This is a genomic window from Providencia sneebia DSM 19967 (assembly GCF_000314895.2).
Lineage (GTDB): Bacteria > Pseudomonadota > Gammaproteobacteria > Enterobacterales > Enterobacteriaceae > Providencia > Providencia sneebia.
Genome location: NZ_CM001773.1, coordinates 1,009,991 through 1,031,944, shown reverse-complemented (window position 1 = coordinate 1,031,944; position 21,954 = coordinate 1,009,991). Strand labels below are relative to the sequence as shown.

Sequence of the window (21,954 nt, the reverse complement as noted above, 5' to 3'; positions counted from 1 at the left end):
TCATGACAACTGAAATCAACAAACAAGACTTTTGGTATGCAGAATGGTCCTTCCCTATCTTTGTAGGTTTGCTATCAGCAGGGATCTTTGCCGGTACACATATGTACGTCGTCTATGGATTTGGCGCATTTAACGAAGTTGCCTTTGTCGCCATGTTACGGGCCGGTCTTGATACTGGCGTTTATGGCGCAGTTGCCGCATTCGGCGCCAGTTTCTTATTTGCACGGATAATTGAAGGATCACTCGTTGGTATCTTAGATATTGGTGGTGCGCTACAAACGGGGATTGGTTTAGGCGTTCCCGCTCTATTTCTTGCCGCAGGTTGGGATATTTTAGTCACAAACTTCTGGCTCTCACTGGTTACCGGTTTAGTTTTAGGTGTTGCGATCGGATTACTGATTGTCTTTGCCCGTAAGTTTACTATTGCTCAAGCCAACTCGACCTTTGGTGCAGATGTCATGATGGGCGCGGGTAACACTTCCGGTCGATTCTTAGGCCCATTAATTATTCTTGCTGCAATGACAGCTTCAATTCCTATTGGGATTGGCTCGCTCATTGGTTCTCTTATCTTTTATGTCTGGCAAAAGCCTGTTGCTGGTGGGGCTATTTTAGGTGCAATGCTGTTCGGCTACTTCTTCCCTATCGTCGCCTAGCAACAAGATAACAAAGAAGGTAATTATGTACTCTTTAATCATCAAACAAGGTAAATGTATCGATGGAAAACTTATCGATATTCTTATCAAAGATGGAAAAATAGTCGCGGCAGGCCCTGAACAGGCCTGCAATCAACAAGCTGAAAAATGGATTGATCTCGAAGGAAAAACTTATGTTAGTGCAGGATGGATTGATTCCCATGCGCACTGTTTCGCTGAATCACCAATCTATTTTGATGACCCTGACTTAGCAGGCGCAGCAGGAGGTGTCACTTCTCTTGTTGATGCTGGAAGTGTTGGCGCAGATGATATCGACAAGTTTTATCAATTAACCCAAAAATCGCAAACCAATGTTTTCTCACTATTAAACATCTCACGTATTGGCATTATTGCTCAAAATGAGTTGTCTGATATGAATAATATCGACGAGACTTGTTTCCAAAAATCAATTGAGCGCCATACAGGCTTTATTGTTGGGATGAAAGCACGAATGAGTAAGAGTGTAGTAGGTGAAAATGGCATTGCTCCTTTGATTAAAGCCAAAGAGATGCAAAAGAAACATCATTTACCGCTGATGGTACATATTGGCAATAATCCACCTAATATTGATGAAATTGCCGATCTTCTGACCCGTGGTGACATTATTACTCATTGCTTTAATGGCAAGCCAAATCGCATTCTTGATCATGAGGGTAATTTAAAACCCTCTATCGCGCGTGCGCTAGCCCGTGGTGTCATCTTAGATGTTGGACATGGTGGTGAAAGTTTTAGCTTTAAAGTTGCTGAGCAAGCCATGCGAATTGGTACTTACCCCGATATTATTAGCTCTGATATTTATCACCGCAACCGCGTCAATGGCCCCGTTTATAGCCTAGCATTTGTGATGACTAAATTCTTATGTATGGGCTTTAGCGCTGAAAAAATTCTTCGTTGTGTCACTGAAAAAGCAGCAGATTTACTCGCGCTTCCGGCAAAAGGTTATCTAAAACCGGGTTTTGATGCTGACATTACATTATTTGATCTCAAAGAAGAACAAACAGAACTCACTGATGCTGAAGGTGAAAAACGTATCGGTACACAGCGCTTTATCCCTATCGCCGCAATTATTGGTGGAAAACATATCATTCCAGCTGAAGGTGAAACTGAACATGCAATCAATTTATGAAAAATATGATTTAAAACATGTTATTAATGCTTCTGGGCGCATGACGATACTGGGTGTTTCTACGCCAACACCCGAAGTGATTGAACGTGTTGCTTATGGATTAAATCACTATTTTGAAATTAAAGATTTAGTGAATAAGACTGGCGCTTACATTGCCAAATTATTAAATGTTGAAGATGCTGTCGTCGTTTCCTGCGCCTCAGCAGGTATAGCCCAAGCTGTAGCAGCGGTTATTACGCGTGATGATGATGATTTACTGTTAAATCTACATACCTCATCAAAAAGTATTCCTCGTGAAATTGTATTACCAAAAGGACATAACGTTAACTTCGGGGCACCTGTCGATACGATGGTGACATTAGGTGGCGGCACAGTTATTGAAGCAGGCTTTGCAAATGAATGCACAAGTGCACAGCTCAGTGCCAAAATTACGCCACAAACCGTCGCAATTCTCTACATTAAATCACACCATACTGTCCAAAAAAGTATGCTAAGTGTCAGAGAAGCCGCAGAAGTTGCACGTAAACATAATGTTCCTTTAATTGTTGATGCCGCAGCTGAAGAGGATTTAACGCGTTATTATCAAGACGGTGCAGATTTGGTTATTTATAGTGGAGCCAAAGCGATAGAAGGCCCCACCAGCGGTTTAGTTCTTGGTAAGAAACAATATGTTGAATGGGTTAAGCGCCAAAGCCAAGGCATTGGCCGCGCCATGAAAGTCGGAAAAGAAGGCATTTTAGGTTTAACGTTAGCCATTGAACAATATTTAATGGCAACCAAAGAAACCGGCGCAGAAATGGTTAATCGATTAACGCCTTTTATTGAAAAGCTCAATGCTATTCCGGCTATTTCTGCCCATATTGTTTGGGATGCCGCTGGACGAGATATTGCTCGCGCTGAAATTAGCTTTGATGAAAAAGCGATTGGCAAAACCACCCACCAAATTATCAATGAATTAAAACAAGGGGATACTGCGATTTATTTTCGTGAATACAAAGCCAATGAGGGCAAAGTCGAAGCCGATATCCGCAGTGTCAATAATGAACAGCTTGATGTCATTGCTGAACGAATCCAATTGTTAGTTGAAGGAATTTAATATGACGTTATCTCCAAATTTTTATCATCAACGCGTTTGCTTAAATGTATTAGCAGGCAGCCACAAAAACGCGAAAGATATTTATGAAGCAGCGGAAACTTATGTTGTCGTAGGTGTGCTATCAAAAAACTACCCAGATTTAGACAGCGCAATTGCTGATATGCGAATTTATGCACAAGAAACACATAATGCATTATCTGTTGGGCTTGGAGCTGGCGATCCGAATCAATCAACCATGGTGTCGTTAATTTCTAAGGAGCTTCAGCCACAACATGTCAACCAAGTGTTTACTGGTGCTCCAATTAGCCGTGCATTACTTGGACAAAATGAAACATTTGTAAATGCACTCGTTTCACCAAGCGGCACTGTTGGTATGGTTAAAATATCAACGGGTCCATTAAGCTCTCAAGCGCCTGATGGAATTGTGCCTATTGAAACGGCAATTATGATGTTAAAAGATATGGGAGCAAGCTCGATTAAATTCTTTAATATGAAAGGCCTTGCACATATTGAAGAATATAAAGCAGTTGCAGAAGCCTGTGCTAAATTTGATTTTTCTCTTGAGCCTACGGGCGGCATTGACCTAGAGAATTTTTCACAAATATTACAAATCGCACTGGATGCTGGCGTGAAGAAAATCATTCCGCATATTTACAGCTCGATTATTGATAAAGACAGTGGCGAAACACGCCCTGATGATGTGCGAAAACTATTAAGTATGGTTAAACAAGCATTAGCGTAATTATAATTTAGTCGAGCTGTATTTAGGTTTGCTCATGGTGGGAATGTATTCATCCCACCATGTAACAGAAAAATGTGCTAGCGACTTTCCTGTATTCCCGTCATATAATTCCATTTATAAATCACTTCTTTATTCTTTCTGTCATAGATGCTGAAGTCTACATTCTCAACTTCACCAATTAATTTGCCATTTTCAACACTCACTCGCATATAAATTTTTCCGCCAAAACTGAGATCGAATCGACGACTGTTTTTTATCTCTTCTATTTTTTTGACTAATTCAGGGGAATTTACTGGAAAGCCACAAAATATCAAATAAATCTGCTTGATTTTTTATCAATGATTTAAATTGGTACAGAAGAAAATCATAGAATAGATAGGTTACTGATAAAAATTAACTAAGAAATTGATTTTTTCTAAATAGTTCGAGGTGGGGCAAGGCGGCAAAACGAGGATTGTCCTAAAAGCAGACATCATTATTGCTTGAAGTATAAGAACTAAATTTTATTAAAATTTATAGAATTGACTAAAACCTCACAAACATTTTTATTAAAAAAAGATAAAAGAAACATAGCAGTCAGTTTTAAAACTGATTTTTTCTAAATAGTTCGAGGTGGGACAAGGCGGCAAAACGAGGACATCCCTAGGAGCATACACAAGTATGTGACTAGGGTGGCAGAGTGAAGCCAACGCAGTCACAGCTTGAAATATGACGAAAAAATTGGAGTCGGCCGATAAGCCGGGTTCTGTCTTGGACAACCATTCATCTAGGCCAGCACTTGCGCACTGGCTCCAGCAACCTACCCGGGTTCAATGCGGGCCGCACCATATGAACCCCTATTTGGTCTTGCTCCGGGTGGAGTTTACCGTGCCACGAACTGTTGCCAGTCGCGCGGTGCGCTCTTACCGCACCCTTTCACCCTTACCTGTGCCTGTAAACAGGCCATCGGCGGTTTGCTCTCTGTTGCACTTGTCGTAGGCTCGCGCCTCCCAGACGTTATCTGGCACCCTGCCCTATGGAGCCCGGACTTTCCTCCCCTCTACCCGTCTCCCGAAGGGACTACGATAAAGCAGCGGTTGTCTGGCCAACTCCGCCGCGGATTATAGGAGCTTTAGCGTGTTTTGTATAGCGCTTTTATCCTAACTGAACAAGATAAACACTATACATCAATCCGTTAGCATCAATATCTGCACAAATAATGATATGCTTTCTATTGTTCAAGCATTAACTTATATAATCTATTTTTCTTCAGACCATATATTTCTGCTGCAATTGCAGCCGCTTTTTTAGGTGGTAACTCTTTTTGTAAAAGATTCAGCGTACGAATAACATCAGGTGAAATCTCATCCTCATCAATATTCGCTTTATAACCTTCAACAATTAATACCATCTCACCGCGATGGCGGTTCTCATCTTCCTTTACCCATGCTAACAATTCACCTACAGGGCGCCCTTCAATTGACTCCCAAGTTTTTGTCAGCTCACGAGCCAATACAACATGGCGATGAGGACCCCAAACTTCAACCATATCAGCTAAGCTATCTAACAACCTATGAGTCGACTCATAAAAAATAAGTGTACGCGGTTCTTGCTCCAGCGCTTGCAAAACATCTTTACGTCCTTTACTTTTGGCAGGTAAAAAACCTTCATAACAGAAGCGGTCAGAAGGCAAACCCGCAGCACTTAAGGCTGTGATCGCAGCACAAGCCCCGGGTAATGGAACAACGCGAATGCCTGCTTCACGGCAACGAGTGACTAAATGATAACCAGGATCATTAATTAAAGGTGTACCTGCATCAGAAACTAATGCGATACTATCACCCTGCTGAAGTCGGCTAATTAATTGATCTGCCTTCTGCTGTTCATTATGATCATGTAAAGCAAACATGCGTGCATTAATGGCAAAGTTTTGCAAAAGCATTCCTGAATGCCGAGTATCTTCTGCCGCGACAAGGTCAACATGTTTAAGAACATCCAGCGCACGTTGCGTGATATCGCCCATATTACCGATAGGGGTCGGCACGATATACAGCGTGGATGCCGTAACCACTGCTTGATTAGGTTGATTCATTGTTTCATCCGAATAGCCGGTTTAAAATTAAGCAACTGAAAATACACCACTGGATACAGTATGCGTCCTTCAATTTTATTGTATGTAAAAAAGGGTTAATCTACACAGCAATGCTTTCTGCTGTTGTATTGTCTGGTTGTCAGCTTAAAGAGGCTAACAAAGCACCCATAACCTCTATGACACCTGAAGCGGCTAACGCTGAGATCAGTCGTTATCAATCCATCATTGATAATGCACAAGGTAAACCTTCTATTGAAATGCTTCGTGCTTATATTAACCAAGAACCTTTATTAACCGAGCCAACAGCACATCAGGCAAACATTGATGGTTTATGGTTGATGTTAACACAAATGACGCCTGATCAGGTTCAAGGAATTGGTGCAGACGAAAATACCTTAGCAGGTTGGGTCGATTTACTGGATATCTACCTCAACAACCGTGATGACCATGAAACACTAATGGCTGGTATTAATGACTGGAAACTTCGTTACGCTAATCATCCGGCATCCAAAACGTTACCAAGTCAATTAACCCAAGTCCAAACACCAATTGGAAAAAATCCACGTATTGCGCTATTTTTGCCACTGAGTGGTCAAGGTAAGGTATTTGGAGAAGCTATCCAGCAAGGATTTATGGATGCACAAAAAGGCTTACCACAAGCGCCAATATCTCAAGCGCAAGTTACCTCATCACCAGAAGCGACAACAAATAGCAGTAGTGATATTTTAGACCAAATTTATGCTGAAGTTGCTGCGACAACAGGCAATACAGCAGCAGCTAATAATAATGAAGGTGAAGTGGCGAATACTGCATCACTGAATATTGCTGCAACACCAACAAATACTCAGCCAGTCAAAGTCTTTGATACCACAGGCAAACAAATCCCGCAATTGCTACAACAAGCACAAAATGAAGGATTTAACTTGGTTGTGGGCCCATTGTTAAAAGCTGACGTACAGACGATTGCACAAATCGGTTCACCAATTAGCGTACTTGCGCTAAATGAACTCGATTCAGATAAATTACAACCTCGCGCAAATCTGTGCTACTTCTCTTTGTCTCCTGAAGATGAAGCTAAAAATGCGGCCGCACAAATGATGGCAGAAGGAAAAAGTTCTCCACTGATCTTAATTCCATCAAATGCTTATGGTGAGCGTATAGCCAAAGCTTTTGCACAAGAGTGGCAATCTAAAGGTGGTTCAACTGTCCTCAAACAATCTTTTGGTTCTGTCGCATCATTAAAAGAATCGATTAACCACGGCGCAGGTATTCGCATGACGGGAACACCTGTCATCATGAATACTGCTTTAGCCGCAAAATCAATCGATGGGCAAGATTATCCAACGCTGACTCAACCTGAGCCAAGCGAATCCACAGGTTCGATTGATGCGGTTTACATTGTTGCCACACGCGATGAGTTAACGCTTATTAAACCAATGATTGAAATGGCAATTAGTACGCGTCAACGTCCAGCACTTTATGCAAGCTCTCGTAGTAACCAAGCTGGAAATGGGGCAGATTACCGTTTTGAAATGGAAGGTGTTAAGTTTAGCGAAATTCCATTATTAGCAGGTGCAAACAATAACTTACGTAAGCAAGCACAACAAAAAGTGAATAATGATTATTCACTATTCCGTTTGTATGCCATGGGCATTGATGCTTGGTCATTAGCCAATAATTACGACCAGTTACAACAAAATTCACAGTTTCATCTACAAGGTGCTTCTGGCTCATTAAGTGTAAAAGAAAACTGTGTAATTTATCGCGACCTACCTTGGTTGCAATTTAATCAAGGACAAATCAAACTAGCAAAATAATTTTGCGCAATTTTCAGACAAGGATGTCATGAAAACGATAAAAAAACGTTAAAATGGTTAGTTGGTCAGTACTATGAACATCAAGCACTGGCTTTCTTGCAGCAACAAGGATTAACTCTTATTGAGCGCAATGCCCGAAATCGCCATGGTGAAATTGATTTGATTATGCGCGATGGTACAGGTTGGGTATTTGTTGAAGTTCGTTTTCGCCAAAGTAAACAATATGGCGGAGCATTATTATCTGTTGATAGATGTAAACGTAGAAAGCTTATCGCGACCGCAAGATATTGGCTCGCCGAAAAACAAGAAAGCTTCGAGACTACCGCATGTCGTTTTGATATCTGCGCAATTACGGGTAACCAATTTGAATGGATACAAAATGCCTTTAACGATAGTGAACATGTTGGCTAATTTCACAGGAAAATAAGCAAGTGCTGGATAGAATTAAAGTCTGTTTCACAGAAAGTATTCAAACACAGATAGCAGCGGCTGAAGCTCTGCCGGATGCTATATCACGCGCAGCAATGATGATGGTTCAATCATTACTCAACGGCAATAAAATTTTATGCTGTGGTAATGGTGCATCTGCGGCAACAGCACAACGCTTTGCAACCAGTATGATCCATCGATTTGAAACCGAGCGCCCTAGCCTCCCTGCTCTTGCACTGAATACTGATAACGTGATTTTAACTGCTATTACAGGCAGTAAGCAGCCCGAAGAAATTTATGCTAAGCAGGTTAGAGCATTAGGTCAGCATGGTGATGTGCTTATGGCTATCTCAGCTCATGGTAATAGCAGTGATATTATCAAAGCGGTCGAGGCAGCTGTAACTCGGGATATGACCATTGTTGCACTCACTGGATATGATGGTGGAGAGCTTGCGGGCCTTTTAGGGCCACAAGATGTTGAAATCCGTATTCCATCTCAACGTAGTGTGAGAATTCAAGAAGTTCACCTACTTACTGTAAATTGTCTTTGTGACCTCATTGATAATACACTTTTCCCTCATCAGGACGATTAAGGAGCAAAAATGCGATTACTTCCCCTAGTTGCCATATTATTTAGCATGACAATGCTACAAGGCTGTATCGGTGCCGCAGTAGTCGGTTCAGCGGCTGTTGCCACTAAAAGTGCAACAGATCCACGCTCAGTTGGTCAGCAAGTTGATGATGGAACACTTGAAGCACGTGTCAGCGGTCAGCTCAATAAAGATAAAGATATTACAGGTAAAGCACGCATTATCGCGACAGCTTATAAAGGTAATGTCTTACTGACGGGTCAAAGCCCTGATATGTCGTGGGCAGAACGCGCTAAGCAGATAGCAGCAAATGTTGATGGAACAAATGCGGTCTATAATGAAGTGCGCCAAGGTGAGCCGGTTGATTTAGGAACTGCCTCAAACGATACTTGGCTGACAACGAAAATAAAATCCAAGATCCTCACAAGTGATAGTGTGAAATCATCAAATGTAAAAGTGATCACTGAAAATGGTGAAGTTTTCTTGTTAGGTGTTTTAACGAAACAAGAAGCGGATGCTGCGGCTAAAATAGCAAGTGAAACAGATGGCGTCCGTCGTGTCACGACCGCTTTTACCTATCTCAATTAATCATAAACAATAATATATCAGTATAAATAAGCTGATCATGGATAGATATTCATGACCAGCTTATTTTTTAGGCCCTACATTGTTAATTTTCAGATAATTCTTACCGCCTAAAAGATGCATTTGCTTAAGGATCCAAGCCTGCCTTTTCAAAACATAAGAAGATGGTGATTTTACACTATAGAGATGAGGATTTGGTAAAACAGCTGCTAATAATGCAGCTTCTTGCATAGTTAATTGATTTGCTGATTTTTTAAAGAATAATTTTGATGCCTCTTCTACCCCAAAAACCCCATCACCAAACTCAACTATATTTAAATAAACAGTAAGTATCCTTGTTTTTGACCATGCAACTTCCATAATAGGTGTAATCATGGTTTCCAACCCTTTCCTAAACCAACTTCTTCCATCCCATAACCATAAGTTTTTTACTGTTTGTTGAGAAATGGTCGAAGCGCCTCTGACTGTACTTTTTGGATGTAAATTATGTTTAAAAGCTTTCTCAATTGCTTCAATATCAAAACCCCAATGATGAGGAAAATTTTGATCCTCAGCAGCGATTACAGCTAAATATAGGTAGGGAGAAATGTGACTTTCATCAACCCATTCCGATCTTGATACATAAGAAAAATTAAAGTTTAACCAGGAGGAAATTTGTCTTTCTACCATAACGGAAGAAAAGGGTACCGGTATATACTTAAACACGATAAGGGTGCTTACCCAAAAAATGATAAGTAAAAATAAAAATCTCTTTAACCAGTACCCTATGTGAAAAAGCATCATTCTCATTTAGATAATCATGCCATTTCTAATACTTTCTCAACAAGCTTATTAATTCCAACTTCAGCCTCTGAAATTGAATTTGCCAGCATATAAGCAGGTGTAGTGATAACTTTATTGGCATGATCAACTACAATATCATCAACAGTACAGGTTATATGTCTTCCGCCCATTTTTTCTATCTCAGCAATGATTTTTTCATCATTCCCAATAGTTAGCTCTACTGAAGTATTTAATAGCTTAGGAAGCATAACCGGAGCAATACATATCAGCCCTAACGGCTTTTTTTGCTGGTACATTTGTTGTACTAAACTTAATAGTTCTTTATTAATTTCACAGTCACTACCTTTTTCAGCAAAATTACATAAATTTTTAGCCGCACCAAATCCACCAGGAATAATTAATCCATCCAGCTTATTCGCATCAGCTGATGATAAAGGCGCTATTTTACCACGTGAAATACGTGAAGCCTCTTCCATTTGGTTACGATACTCTGCTTTTTCCTCTCCAGTAATATGATTAATTACAGAAGGTTGATTATCATCAGGAGCAAAAAAATGAACTTCAGCATTATTTTTACTCAAAGATAGCATAGTTAACACTGATTCATGGATCTCACTTCCATCAAAAACACCACATCCACTTAAAATAACCGCAATTGATTTCATATCTTCCTCTATTTGTAGTAAATTAAGCCCTAACGGAAAAAGGGAATAAACATAAATCTTCATCACAGATTTTAATGATTCTTGTAACAAAATCGCTAATATTTGGTATCTTGATGTTACTCCCTTAAGCGATAAATATTTCTAAAGGTCTGCCCAGAACTAATCTTATAGGTGGATCAACGATTTCCCTGGTGTTGGCGCAGTATTCGCGCACCCCAACTTCGGTTGGGGTTATTTTTTTGTGCGGCCATCAACATAGTTTCTCAAAGTTTCTATATCTGATTTCCAATCCTGTTTTAATTCATCAACCCATTCTTGAACATTATCCCACCAAGCTGGCAAATCTGGTGATTGAATCTGTTGCGCTATTTTTTGGATATTCTTCAAACCGATAGAACCTGCAGCACCTTTAATTTTATGTGCCTCTTCAACAATGCCTTTTTGGTCTTTTGCAATCATATTCGAATCTAAAATTGCTAAATATCCCGGGATCATTTTCTCAAAAACATCAAGACCATTATAAATTAGATTAGGACCAACCAGCTCTAAGTACTGCTCTAACATGTCACAATCTAATACCGATTCATTAATATCATCAACAACATGGGCTTCCTTTTGTACATGTTCATGTACATTTTCCCCCCAGAACTGCTCTATCATTTGCGTTAATGCCGGCACAGCTAATGGTTTACTTAATACGCCATCCATTCCAGCGTCGAAATACTCTTTTTTATCCTTCAATACATTTGCTGTCAGTGCGATTAAAGGCGGTAGGTCATCTTTGCTATATTGAGCATTAAGTTGGCGGGCAATATCCATTCCCGTCATATCAGGAAGCTGAATATCCAATAATATTAAGTCATATTCCCCCGGTGCAAACATGGAAAGCGCATCTTTACCATTCATTGCCACATCAACTGTATTACCTAAATTCTCAAGAACAGAACGGGCAACCACGACATTCAATTCAATGTCTTCCACCAAAAGAATATGGAGTGCCGGTAATGGATAATCCTCTTCACTTTCTTCTGTATCACAAATCTCTTCTTCGATGACAGGCGCATTAATGGAAAGCGTAAATGTAGAACCTTTTCCAATCTCACTGTTTACTTGAATATCCCCTCCCATGTTTTGTGCTAACCGGCGAGATACCGCTAGACCAATTCCAGTCCCCGTAGCAGGCCTGCCCCCTGCACTATCGGTAACTTGATAATACATGGCAAAGATTTTATCTAATTCATCTTTAGGAATACCAATTCCGCTATCTTGCACACTGAAAAATAGTTGATCATTTTTTTCACTCCAGATGCGTAATTTGACCTCACCTTGCTGTGTAAACTTGACCGCATTACCAATCAAATTCCATAAAATCTGCCGTAAGCGAGTACCATCAGTTAATATTTTCGCAGGTAAATCTACTTTAGCATCCATGACAAATTTTAGGCCTTTTGGCTGAACCAAAAGGCCACTTAAATTTTCTAAGTCACTAATAAATTCTGAAAGGATGACGGGCTGATTATCAATTTGAACTTTACGACGTTCAATTTTATCCATTTCAATCACATCATTAAAAATATTACCTAACGTGATGGCACTGACATGAATGGTTTTAAGATAACTGGTTTGTTCGTTGGTTAATTCAGTATCGAGTAAAATACGACTTAAACCAACAATGCCATTAAGCGGCGTACGCAGCTCATGGCTAATTGTTGAGATAAAGGTCGTCTTATCCCTACTTGCATTCTCTAACGCCTCTTGATAACGCTTACGCTCCGTAATATCGCGACCAAAGCCCATAAGCCCATGTCGTTTTCCTACACGATCATAAAAAGGAACTTTGCGTAATTCGAAACATGCTTTGCGTCCATCAGGATAAACTAGCCATTGTTCATAAGTTAGGGAGACATTGTGGCGAAAAACTTTTTCGTCTGTTTCCAATACTTTAGAGGCTATTTCAACATCATAAATATCTAATGGTGTTAACCCAACCAACTGTTTTTCACTTTTTCCAGTCAGTAATTCCATGGCTCTATTACAGCCAGAAAATTCATTATTTTCATTGCGGTAGTAGACTAAATCAGGTGAAGCATCTAAAAAAGAACGTAATAAGGTAGATTGCTGTTCAAGCTCAATTTGAGTCTGCTCACGATATTTCATTTCCTGTTTGAGTTGTTCTAATAATTCGAGGTGAGCACGTTCCGCTTTTTCTCTTTCAATAATTTCTTGATTAAGCTGTTCAATATTTCCTTGCAACTGCGTATTTAGCTCAGAATCACGTTTACGCATAACTTCTAATTTATCAACCATGCGGGAAAGTCGCTGGCGTGATTCTTCAAGTTGTTCAACGACAACAGACAAGAAATAAACCGCTAAAGGCGTAATAATCAAACCAAAGAAAATAGAGCCAACCATATCAAGGCTATCAACTTGACCACGTAACACAATGGTCACAGCCATTTGCATAATCATTGCTAACACAACTAACGCGGCAGCTAACAGTAAAGAAAACCTGACTAGCCCGAGTTTCATCATTAAGTCGACATAATATTGCGCAAGACCACGAAGAACTTTCATAACCACCCCTTAAATTGATCCTCCTTGAATCATATATCAAATAAGGTAACTCCGTTTGATTGTTGATAAAAAATATCAATTCAACTCACGAATACAACAAAAACAATCATTGATAATTAATATGGTTATTGGACGTTTAAAATAGGCAAAATACTCATTTAGGTTATTTATTCTAAAGACAATAAAAAATTAATCGATTGATTTTATTGAATATAATAATATTGAAATGATGATAAAACTTAAGATTAAAAGCATCATAAGCATTTATCATGACAATACCTGAGTTATTAATTTTACAAAATATTTCAAAACAGAATATATCACTACAAATAGTAGTGTTAATTAGACTATCAATTTAACTTATGCAGGGTAACCAAAAGAGTCGCAAGATGAAATTTATCATTGGCAGTGATGTGTATCACATTATATTCAAAACTTAGACTCACATCACAAAAGTATTTTCGTTAATATTTTCTTTGTTAATCAATAAAATAACGTTATTTTATATTGCAAATAATGTCATTTTTGCCTTATTTGACCTAGAAACAGAATATCGCTAATTTAAAACCTTACCGTGTACCGCTTTCTCTTCTGACAACGAATACATAATTTACCAACTCTAAACAGACTGTATCTTCATAAAAAATGGAACACAGCGATTTACCGACGCTGCTATTTTGTGTGCTCGTCAGATAGGTCACGGGAACAATGAGCAAAGATTAATGGATAAGCAAATGTAGCAATGTAGCGTGAAAAAATAATGATCATGATTCTCCTATAAATAGCACGCTACGACGAGCAACGCCCACAGCTAACACCACTGTAGCGTGAAAATCATAACATTATCTCCTATGGATTTCGCGTTACAGCAAGGCGGCAATTATTTGAATCTCTAGGAGCGTAGATAACTACGTGACTAAAGCGAAAATAAGCAGCCAACACCACTGTAGCGTGAAAATCATAACACTATCTTCTATGGATTTCGCGTTACAGCAAGGCGGCAAGTATTTGAATCTCTAGGAGCGTAGATAACTACGTGACTAGAGTGAAAATAAGCAGCCAACACCGCTGTAGCGTGAAAGACGACGAAGATAATAACGGAGAAGATTATATGCTATACAACAGGAAATTAGAAAAAGACAACTGTGGCTTTGGTCTTATCGCCCATATTGAAGGGGAACCAAGCCATAAAATTGTCAGAACCGCTATTCATGCACTTGCGCGTATGCAACATCGTGGCGCGATACTCGCGGATGGCAAAACAGGTGACGGCTGTGGATTACTGCTACAAAAACCTGACCGTTTTTTTCAACTCGTCGCAAAAGAGAATGATTGGCGTCTTGCCCGTAATTATGCCGTCGGTATGATATTTTTGAGCCAAGATGAAACAATTGCTGCGCAGTGCCGCAGTATTATTGAAGAAGAACTCCTTGAAGAAACGCTCGCCATTGTGGGTTGGCGAAAAGTACCAGTTAACCACGATATATTAGGCAGTATCGCGCTATCCAGCTTACCACAAATCGAGCAATTATTTATTAATGCGCCAGCAGGCTGGCGACCTCGCGACCTCGAACGTCGCCTATTCGTTGCTCGTCGTCGTATAGAAAAACGCATTAGTGATAGTGATTTTTATATTTGTAGCCTCTCAAACCTTGTCACCATTTATAAAGGCTTGTGTATGGCGGCAGACCTTCCGCGCTTTTTCCCTGATCTTGCTGATCTGCGTATGGAATCCGCTATTTGCTTATTCCATCAACGTTTTTCTACTAATACCGTTCCTCGTTGGCCACTTGCTCAACCTTTTCGCTATTTAGCGCATAATGGTGAAATCAATACAATTACCGGAAACCGTCAATGGGCAAGAGCCCGTGCTTATAAGTTTCGTACACCATTAATTCCTGATCTACAATCCGCTGCGCCTTTTGTTAATGAAACAGGTTCAGACTCTAGCTCTCTCGATAATATGCTAGAACTCCTTCTTAATGGCGGAATGGATTTAGTACGAGCTATCCGCTTATTAGTGCCACCAGCTTGGCAAAACAATCCTGATATGAGTGAAGATCTCAAAGCATTTTTTGATTTTAACTCAATGCATATGGAACCTTGGGATGGCCCAGCAGGCCTTGTGATGTCAGATGGTCGCTATGCAGCGTGTAATCTGGATAGAAATGGATTACGCCCTGCTCGTTATGTCATCACAAAAGATAAACTCATTACCTGCGCTTCTGAAATTGGAATTTGGGATTACCAGCCAGATGAAGTTGTTGAAAAAGGGCGTGTTGGCCCGGGTGAATTACTGCTTATTGATACCCAAGAAGGGCGAATTTTACATAGTGCTGAAACTGATAATGACTTGAAAAGTCGCCATCCTTACAAATCTTGGCTGGAAAAGAATGTTATTCGCTTAACACCATTTGAAGAAATGGACAATTGTGTTCAAGAACAAGCACAGCGCACAATGGATAACCAAACACTTGCTATCTATCAAAAGCAATTTGCTTATAGCAGTGAAGAACTTGAGCAAGTTATCCGTGTGTTAGGTGAAAATGGGCAAGAAGCAACTGGGTCAATGGGTGATGATACGCCATTTGCCGTTCTATCATCACGCCCACGAATTTTATATGATTATTTTCGCCAGTTATTTGCACAAGTCACAAATCCGCCTATTGATCCACTAAGAGAAGCTCATGTGATGTCATTAGCGACCTGTATTGGCCGTGAAATGAATGTCTTTTGTGAAGCGGAAGGGCAAGCTCACCGACTCAGTTTCAAATCCCCTGTTTTGTTATATTCTGATTTTCAGCAATTATGTGAACAAGATAGCCGCTACTACAAAGTTGAAACTCTCGACATTACCTATCAACCCGCAGCCCATTCACTAAAACAAGCGATTGAAAATCTCTGCCTAACAGCTCAACAAAAAGTGATTGATGGCGCTGTCATATTAATATTATCTGATCGCCAAATTTCCCCTGAGCGCTTACCTATTCCTGCGGCTATGGCTGTAGGTGCTGTTCAACACTGCTTAGTTGAAAATAATTTGCGTTGTGATGCAAACCTAATAATTGAAACTGCCAGTGCAAGAGATCCTCACCATTTTGCTGTTTTACTTGGCTTCGGTGCAACAGCTATCTACCCTTATTTGGCTTATGAATCAATTGCTGCAATGGCAGAAAGTGATTTATTTGATAAACCATTAGCCAATGTATTACTGAACTATCGTAATGGGATCAACAAAGGTCTCTACAAAATCATGTCAAAAATGGGGATTTCTACCATTGCTTCTTACCGTTGTGCTGAGCTCTTTGAAGCGGTGGGATTACATGAAGAAGTCACACAATTATGTTTTAATGGTGTTGTCAGCCGAGTTGGTGGAGCCGACTTTAGTGATTTTGAATTAGACCTGTTTAACTTATCGCGTAAAGCTTGGTTACCTCGTTTATCAATTGACCAAGGCGGCCTACTCAAATATACCCATAATGGCGAATTTCATGCCTATAATCCTGATGTTGTCAAAACGCTTCAACAAGCAGTGCACAGCGGTGATTATGCAGATTATTTAAAATATGCTCAGCTCGTTAACCATCGCCCAGTTACCACCTTTCGCGATTTATTGGCACTAAAAGCGACTGATAACGCCATTGATTTGTCTGATGTAGAATCAGAGGAAGCCCTATTTTCTCGCTTTGATACTGCGGCAATGTCTATCGGCGCGCTTAGTCCTGAAGCTCATGAAGCCTTAGCTATCGCCATGAATACATTAGGTGGTTTCTCTAATTCCGGTGAAGGTGGAGAAGATCCTGCTCGTTATGGTACACAAAAACGCTCTCGAATTAAGCAAGTTGCTTCTGGCCGTTTTGGTGTCACACCTGCCTATCTTGTTAATGCTGATGTCATTCAAATTAAGGTTGCTCAGGGTGCAAAACCAGGTGAAGGTGGCCAACTTCCGGGAGATAAAGTCACACCTTACATTGCAAGATTACGTTACTCCGTTCCGGGCGTGACTTTAATTTCACCACCACCTCATCATGATATCTATTCAATTGAAGATCTCGCACAACTTATTTTTGACCTTAAGCAAGTCAATCCGAACGCCCTTATCTCGGTTAAATTAGTTTCTGAACCGGGTGTAGGCACCATTGCAACTGGTGTCGCAAAAGCTTATGCCGATTTAATTACAGTGGCGGGATATGATGGTGGAACAGGTGCGAGTCCGATTTCTTCTGTTAAATATGCGGGGTGCCCATGGGAGTTGGGATTAGTTGAAACTCAGCAAGCATTAGTTGCCAATGGATTACGTCATAAAATCCGTTTACAGACAGATGGTGGTTTAAAAACAGGGCTAGATATCATTAAAGCCGCCATATTAGGTGCTGAAAGTTTTGGTTTTGGAACTGGGCCAATGGTTGCACTTGGCTGTAAATATTTACGAATTTGCCATCTCAATAACTGTGCAACAGGCGTTGCAACTCAAGATGACACACTGAGAAACCATCATTATCATGGCTTACCTGAGCGAGTTATTAACTATTTTCGCTTTATCGCGCGAGAAACACGTGAATTGATGGCTGCTCTTGGTGTGACTAAGCTCACGGACCTAATTGGTCGCACTGATTTACTTGAAATCATTGAAGGTAAAACCGCTAAACAAAATAGACTCAACTTAAACAGTTTACTGGAAACTAGTGAGCCACATGTTGATGCCGCTGTTTTTTGTACAGAAACCAATCCGCCATTTGATAAAGGATTGCTCAATCAACGTATTTTACAAGATGTAGAACCCTATTTAGCCCAAAAACAGTCTAAAACCTTCTACTATGACATCATGAACACTGACCGTTCTGTCGGCGCAGCACTATCGGGTGAAATAGCTCGCCGCTATGGCGATCAAGGTTTTGCTGCCTCACCTTTACAACTCTGCTTTACAGGTACAGCAGGACAAAGTTTTGGTGTTTGGAATGCAGGAGGTGTTGAATTAATCTTAACGGGTGATGCAAACGATTATGTGGGTAAAGGTATGGCTGGCGGTATTATCGCCATTCGTCCACCAGTAGGATCTTTCTTTGAGACTCATAAAACCACGATTGCTGGCAACACCTGCCTTTATGGCGCAACTGGCGGTAAACTTTATGCAGCAGGTTTAGCAGGAGAGCGTTTTGCCGTACGTAATTCAGGTGCAACCGCGGTCATTGAAGGCATTGGCGATAATGGTTGCGAATATATGACAGGCGGAATTGTCTGTGTGCTAGGAAAAACAGGCATTAACTTTGGTGCAGGAATGACAGGTGGATTCGCTTACGTTCTTGATGATGAAGAGATATTTTCTCGACGCGTCAATAATGAAATGGTTGAGTTACTTTCGGTGAATGACTTACCCATTCATGCCGAACACTTACGGGGCCTGATTACTGAACACCTTCATTTCACCCATTCACCGCGTGCAGAAGATATATTAGCAAATTGGCACTATTGGCTTAGTCGCTTTACACTGGTTAAACCAAAATCAAGTGATGTTAACGCACTATTAGGCCATCGTAGCCGTTCAGCAGCTGAATTACGCGTTCAAGCGCAGTAAGGAGAGGAAAAATGAGCCAGAATGTTTATCAATTCATCGACTTACAACGTGTTGATCCGCCTAAAAAAGCATTAAATATTCGTAAAATTGAATTTATTGAGATCTATGAACCTTTTAGTGGAGCTCAAGCGCAAACACAGGCAGATCGCTGTCTTTCATGTGGTAACCCTTACTGTGAATGGAAATGCCCTGTTCATAATTATATTCCTAATTGGCTAAAACTTGCCAATGAAGGGCGCATCATTGAAGCGGCTGAATTATCTCATCAAACAAATAGTTTGCCTGAAGTGTGTGGACGCGTTTGCCCACAAGATCGCTTATGTGAAGGTGCTTGTACACTAAATGATGATTTTGGTGCTGTCACTATCGGTAATATTGAGCGTTATATCAATGATACTGCATTCGCTATGGGCTGGCGTCCCGACCTTTCGCATGTCACGCCAACAAATAAACGCGTTGCTATTATTGGTGCAGGCCCTGCTGGGCTTGCCTGTGCGGATGTATTAGCGCGTAATGGAGTCGCAGCAACTGTATATGATAAGCACCCTGAAATTGGGGGATTACTGACTTTTGGTATTCCCGCTTTCAAGTTAGAAAAAGAGATCATGTCGCGACGTAGGGAAATTTTTACCTCAATGGGAATTGAGTTCAAACTCAATACTCAAATTGGTAAAGATATACCACTACAAAAACTGATTGATGAATATGATGCTGTGTTTCTTGGAACTGGTACTTATCAATCCACAAAAGGGCAACTTGTCAATGAAGATGCCGCTGGCGTTTATGATGCGCTTCCTTATCTCATTGCCAATACTCGACAAATTATGGGTTTTGATGAAGACTCGCAAATGCCTTATGTGCAGCTAAAAAATCAACGCGTGGTTGTACTCGGTGGTGGTGATACTGCAATGGATTGTGTTCGCACAGCAATTCGCCAAGGTGCAACACAAGTTAGCTGCGCATATCGACGTGATGAAGCAAATATGCCCGGTTCACCAAGAGAAGTGAAAAATGCACGTGAAGAAGGGGCTGAATTTCTTTTTAATTTACAGCCAATAAGTATTGAGATAGACCAACAAGGCAAAGTTTGTGGTATCAAAGTTGTCAAAACGCAAATCACTACTGGGCACAATGGTCGAGCGCAAGTTGAACCCATCGCAGGCTCTGAGCATTTGTTACCTGCGGATGCCGTCATAACAGCATTTGGCTTCCGTCCTCACGCTATGCCATGGCTCGATGAGCACAATGTTCAACTCGATACTCAAGGTCGGATCATTGCAGATAGTGAAGGTGTTTTAGCTTATCAAACCTCCAATCCTAAAATATTTGCAGGTGGAGATATTGTGAGAGGGTCAGATTTAGTGGTCACCGCCATTGCAGAAGGACGTAAAGCAGCCGATGGCATACTCTGCTTTATGGGCGTTTAAGTACTTTATGGATGTTTAATATCGTTCAACCACAGGGGGAGCAATCCCTCTGTCAGATGATGAGCAGAACAAGATAAACCTTGTTTTCCCTCACTTTGCATTCATAGAAATACATCCATTACTATTTTTAAGCTATAACCCATACCACAAAACAAAGAACCCAAACCATCAAAAATGATTTGGGTTCCAGAACATAATTAATGCATCAATCTAAGTGGATTATTTAATAACCCGAAGAGACGGACGCCCTTTAGGTGGGGGCGTTGGCTCATCATCTGATGGAGATGACTCATCATGTGTCGGTTCTGACTCATGAACTAATGAAATGCCTTCAGAAGAACTGTCTTCTTCAACATGGGTATGGCCTGTGAGTTGCTCTTCATAAGCCGCTTCAGGTTCAAACATCATCCCTGCACCATTTTCACGAGAATAAACTGCAATGATTGCCGCCATAGGAACATATACTTGGCGAGGAACTCCGCCAAACCTAGCATTAAAAGTGACTTCATCATTGCTGATGGCAAAATTACCAACAGCACGAGGCGCCACATTCAAGACGATTTGACCATCACGAGCGAATTCCATTGGTACATTAACATTCGGCGCTGTGACATCAACAACCAAATGCGGTGTCATGTCATTATCAAGCAGCCACTCGTAATGAGCCCGTAATAAATAGGGGCGCCGCGGTGTCATTGGCGTCATTTCCATCATGCTACTTAACCTCGTGCAGACAGACGCATTTCGCGTTCTAATTCTGTCATTGATGCTAAGAATGCATCGCGCTCAAAAACACGTTGCATATACATTTGCAGATGTTTGCTGCTTGATGGCTTCAATTCAATACCAAGAACAGGTAAACGCCATAGCAGCGGAGCCAAATAGCAATCAACTAAGCTAAATTCATCACTCATAAAGAATGGGCATTCAGCAAATATAGGTGAAATTGCAATCAGTTCTTCAGCAAGTTGACGACGTGCGTGATCAGCTTCCTGCGCAGTTCCTCTTTCAATTTTATACATCAATGAATACCAATCTTTTTCAATACGATGCATTAATTGACGGCTAGTCGCACGAGCAACAGGGTAAACAGGCATTAATGGCGGATGAGGAAAACGCTCATCAAGATATTCCATAATGATATGTGGGTCATACAAAGTAAGATCGCGATCAACCAGTGTTGGCACACTCTGGTATGGGTTCAAATCTATCAGATCTTGAGGCAGATGACCTTGTTCAACATTCTCAATTTCAACGCTAACCCCTTTTTCAGCCAGAACAATACGAACTTGATGGCTAAAAATATTGGTTGGGCTTGAAAATAATGTCATTACCGAACGTTTGTTAGGAGCGACAGCCATTAAAACCTCCAAATTGCATAAAAATGAGATAAACTGTAGTTTGTATTTTAATAACTACGAAATACCCATTTTAAATTTCCCAATGCCAAAGCTTTCATGTATCCATATTGAAAGCCAGCACAACCCTCTCGTACTGTATATTCTGTTATGAGTATTCAAATCACATAGAAGCTGATGCTCTTAGAGATCCATCCAGACTATTTTTAATGACATCGCCTGAACTTAGAGGATGCTTACACACAACTCGAATTATTTTGAATATAAAGCGAGAAATAAGAAAATAAAAAGTAGTCGCATATTCTAACAGATTTTGCACAACTTAGGGTGGGAATGATGAAAAAATCACAACTAAATATTAATCCAGACAAATTACGATTAATTTTACAGATAAAAACATTATCTAAGGCATTAAAATAGAATA

Annotated in this window: 17 protein-coding genes and 1 other RNA gene; 10 read left to right on the top strand and 8 right to left on the bottom strand. The window is 40.5% G+C overall.

What is annotated here, in order from left to right:
* Positions 1–2: 2 nt before the first annotated feature.
* The 4 genes from OO7_RS04135 to dagF are packed head-to-tail and all read left to right on the top strand — an operon-like array spanning position 3 to position 3,656.
* The gene (locus OO7_RS04135; protein WP_008914714.1) at positions 3–653 is read left to right on the top strand and encodes a DUF4310 family protein; all 651 of its coding nucleotides are present in this window, start codon (positions 3–5) and stop codon (positions 651–653) included.
* 25 nt (positions 654–678) lie between these two features.
* A complete protein-coding gene (locus OO7_RS04130; RefSeq protein ID WP_008914713.1) occupies positions 679–1,818 on the top strand; it encodes an amidohydrolase/deacetylase family metallohydrolase in 1,140 nt (379 codons plus the stop codon).
* Positions 1,802–2,914 (top strand): DgaE family pyridoxal phosphate-dependent ammonia lyase, encoded by a 1,113-nt coding sequence (locus OO7_RS04125; protein WP_008914712.1) that lies wholly within the window; start codon positions 1,802–1,804, stop codon positions 2,912–2,914. Before OO7_RS04130 ends, OO7_RS04125 begins: the two co-directional genes overlap by 17 nt.
* Position 2,915: 1 nt before the next feature.
* Positions 2,916–3,656, top strand: coding sequence for a 2-dehydro-3-deoxy-phosphogluconate aldolase (gene dagF / locus OO7_RS04120; protein WP_008914711.1), 741 nt, complete (start codon positions 2,916–2,918; stop codon positions 3,654–3,656).
* A gap of 77 nt (positions 3,657–3,733) precedes the next feature.
* Here the strand turns inward: dagF and OO7_RS04115 are convergent, their stop codons facing one another.
* The 3 genes from OO7_RS04115 to rsmI all read right to left on the bottom strand — a co-directional run bounded on the left by OO7_RS04115 (position 3,734) and on the right by rsmI (position 5,727).
* Positions 3,734–3,970 (bottom strand): hypothetical protein, encoded by a 237-nt coding sequence (locus OO7_RS04115; protein WP_008914710.1) that lies wholly within the window; start codon positions 3,968–3,970, stop codon positions 3,734–3,736.
* 404 nt (positions 3,971–4,374) lie between these two features.
* An RNA gene (gene rnpB / locus OO7_RS16265) (RNase P RNA component class A) lies at positions 4,375–4,748 on the bottom strand.
* Between the two features lie 118 nt (positions 4,749–4,866).
* Positions 4,867–5,727 (bottom strand): 16S rRNA (cytidine(1402)-2'-O)-methyltransferase, encoded by an 861-nt coding sequence (rsmI, locus tag OO7_RS04110; protein ID WP_008914708.1) that lies wholly within the window; start codon positions 5,725–5,727, stop codon positions 4,867–4,869.
* Between the two features lie 110 nt (positions 5,728–5,837).
* Between rsmI and OO7_RS04105 the strand changes: the two genes are divergently transcribed.
* From OO7_RS04105 to dolP, 4 genes are read left to right on the top strand one after another with little or no spacing between them, the layout of a single operon-like run.
* Positions 5,838–7,544 carry a penicillin-binding protein activator gene (locus OO7_RS04105; RefSeq protein ID WP_008914707.1) on the top strand — a complete coding sequence of 569 codons (1,707 nt, stop codon included), beginning with the start codon at positions 5,838–5,840 and terminating at the stop codon, positions 7,542–7,544.
* 9 nt (positions 7,545–7,553) lie between these two features.
* Entirely contained in the window at positions 7,554–7,955 is a 402-nt protein-coding gene (locus OO7_RS04100) for a YraN family protein (protein ID WP_043892637.1), read from the top strand.
* Between the two features lie 20 nt (positions 7,956–7,975).
* Entirely contained in the window at positions 7,976–8,566 is a 591-nt protein-coding gene (gene diaA / locus OO7_RS04095) for a DnaA initiator-associating protein DiaA (RefSeq protein WP_008914705.1), read from the top strand.
* A 9-nt stretch (positions 8,567–8,575) separates the two neighbouring features.
* On the top strand, positions 8,576–9,151 hold the full coding sequence (gene dolP / locus OO7_RS04090) for a division/outer membrane stress-associated lipid-binding lipoprotein (RefSeq protein WP_008914704.1): 576 nt from the start codon (positions 8,576–8,578) through the stop codon (positions 9,149–9,151).
* Between the two features lie 60 nt (positions 9,152–9,211).
* On the opposite strand, the gene mtgA is transcribed toward dolP, so the two are convergent.
* From mtgA to arcB, 3 genes are all read right to left on the bottom strand, one after another.
* Positions 9,212–9,937 carry a monofunctional biosynthetic peptidoglycan transglycosylase gene (mtgA, locus tag OO7_RS04085; protein ID WP_008914703.1) on the bottom strand — a complete coding sequence of 242 codons (726 nt, stop codon included), beginning with the start codon at positions 9,935–9,937 and terminating at the stop codon, positions 9,212–9,214.
* An 8-nt stretch (positions 9,938–9,945) separates the two neighbouring features.
* Entirely contained in the window at positions 9,946–10,596 is a 651-nt protein-coding gene (elbB, locus tag OO7_RS04080) for an isoprenoid biosynthesis glyoxalase ElbB (protein WP_008914702.1), read from the bottom strand.
* A gap of 231 nt (positions 10,597–10,827) precedes the next feature.
* A complete protein-coding gene (gene arcB / locus OO7_RS04075) occupies positions 10,828–13,170 on the bottom strand; it encodes an aerobic respiration two-component sensor histidine kinase ArcB (protein WP_008914701.1) in 2,343 nt (780 codons plus the stop codon).
* A gap of 1,111 nt (positions 13,171–14,281) precedes the next feature.
* Between arcB and gltB the strand changes: the two genes are divergently transcribed.
* Positions 14,282–18,745, top strand: coding sequence for a glutamate synthase large subunit (gene gltB, locus OO7_RS04070; RefSeq protein ID WP_008914700.1), 4,464 nt, complete (start codon positions 14,282–14,284; stop codon positions 18,743–18,745).
* 11 nt (positions 18,746–18,756) lie between these two features.
* The gene (locus OO7_RS04065; protein WP_008914699.1) at positions 18,757–20,172 is read left to right on the top strand and encodes an FAD-dependent oxidoreductase; all 1,416 of its coding nucleotides are present in this window, start codon (positions 18,757–18,759) and stop codon (positions 20,170–20,172) included.
* 219 nt (positions 20,173–20,391) lie between these two features.
* Here OO7_RS04065 and sspB read toward each other — a convergent pair whose 3' ends face one another.
* Complete coding sequence (gene sspB / locus OO7_RS04060) at positions 20,392–20,883, bottom strand: ClpXP protease specificity-enhancing factor (protein WP_008914698.1); 492 nt, start codon at positions 20,881–20,883, stop codon at positions 20,392–20,394.
* 8 nt (positions 20,884–20,891) lie between these two features.
* A complete protein-coding gene (gene sspA / locus OO7_RS04055) occupies positions 20,892–21,533 on the bottom strand; it encodes a stringent starvation protein SspA (RefSeq protein ID WP_008914697.1) in 642 nt (213 codons plus the stop codon).
* Between the last annotated feature and the right edge of the window lie 421 nt (positions 21,534–21,954).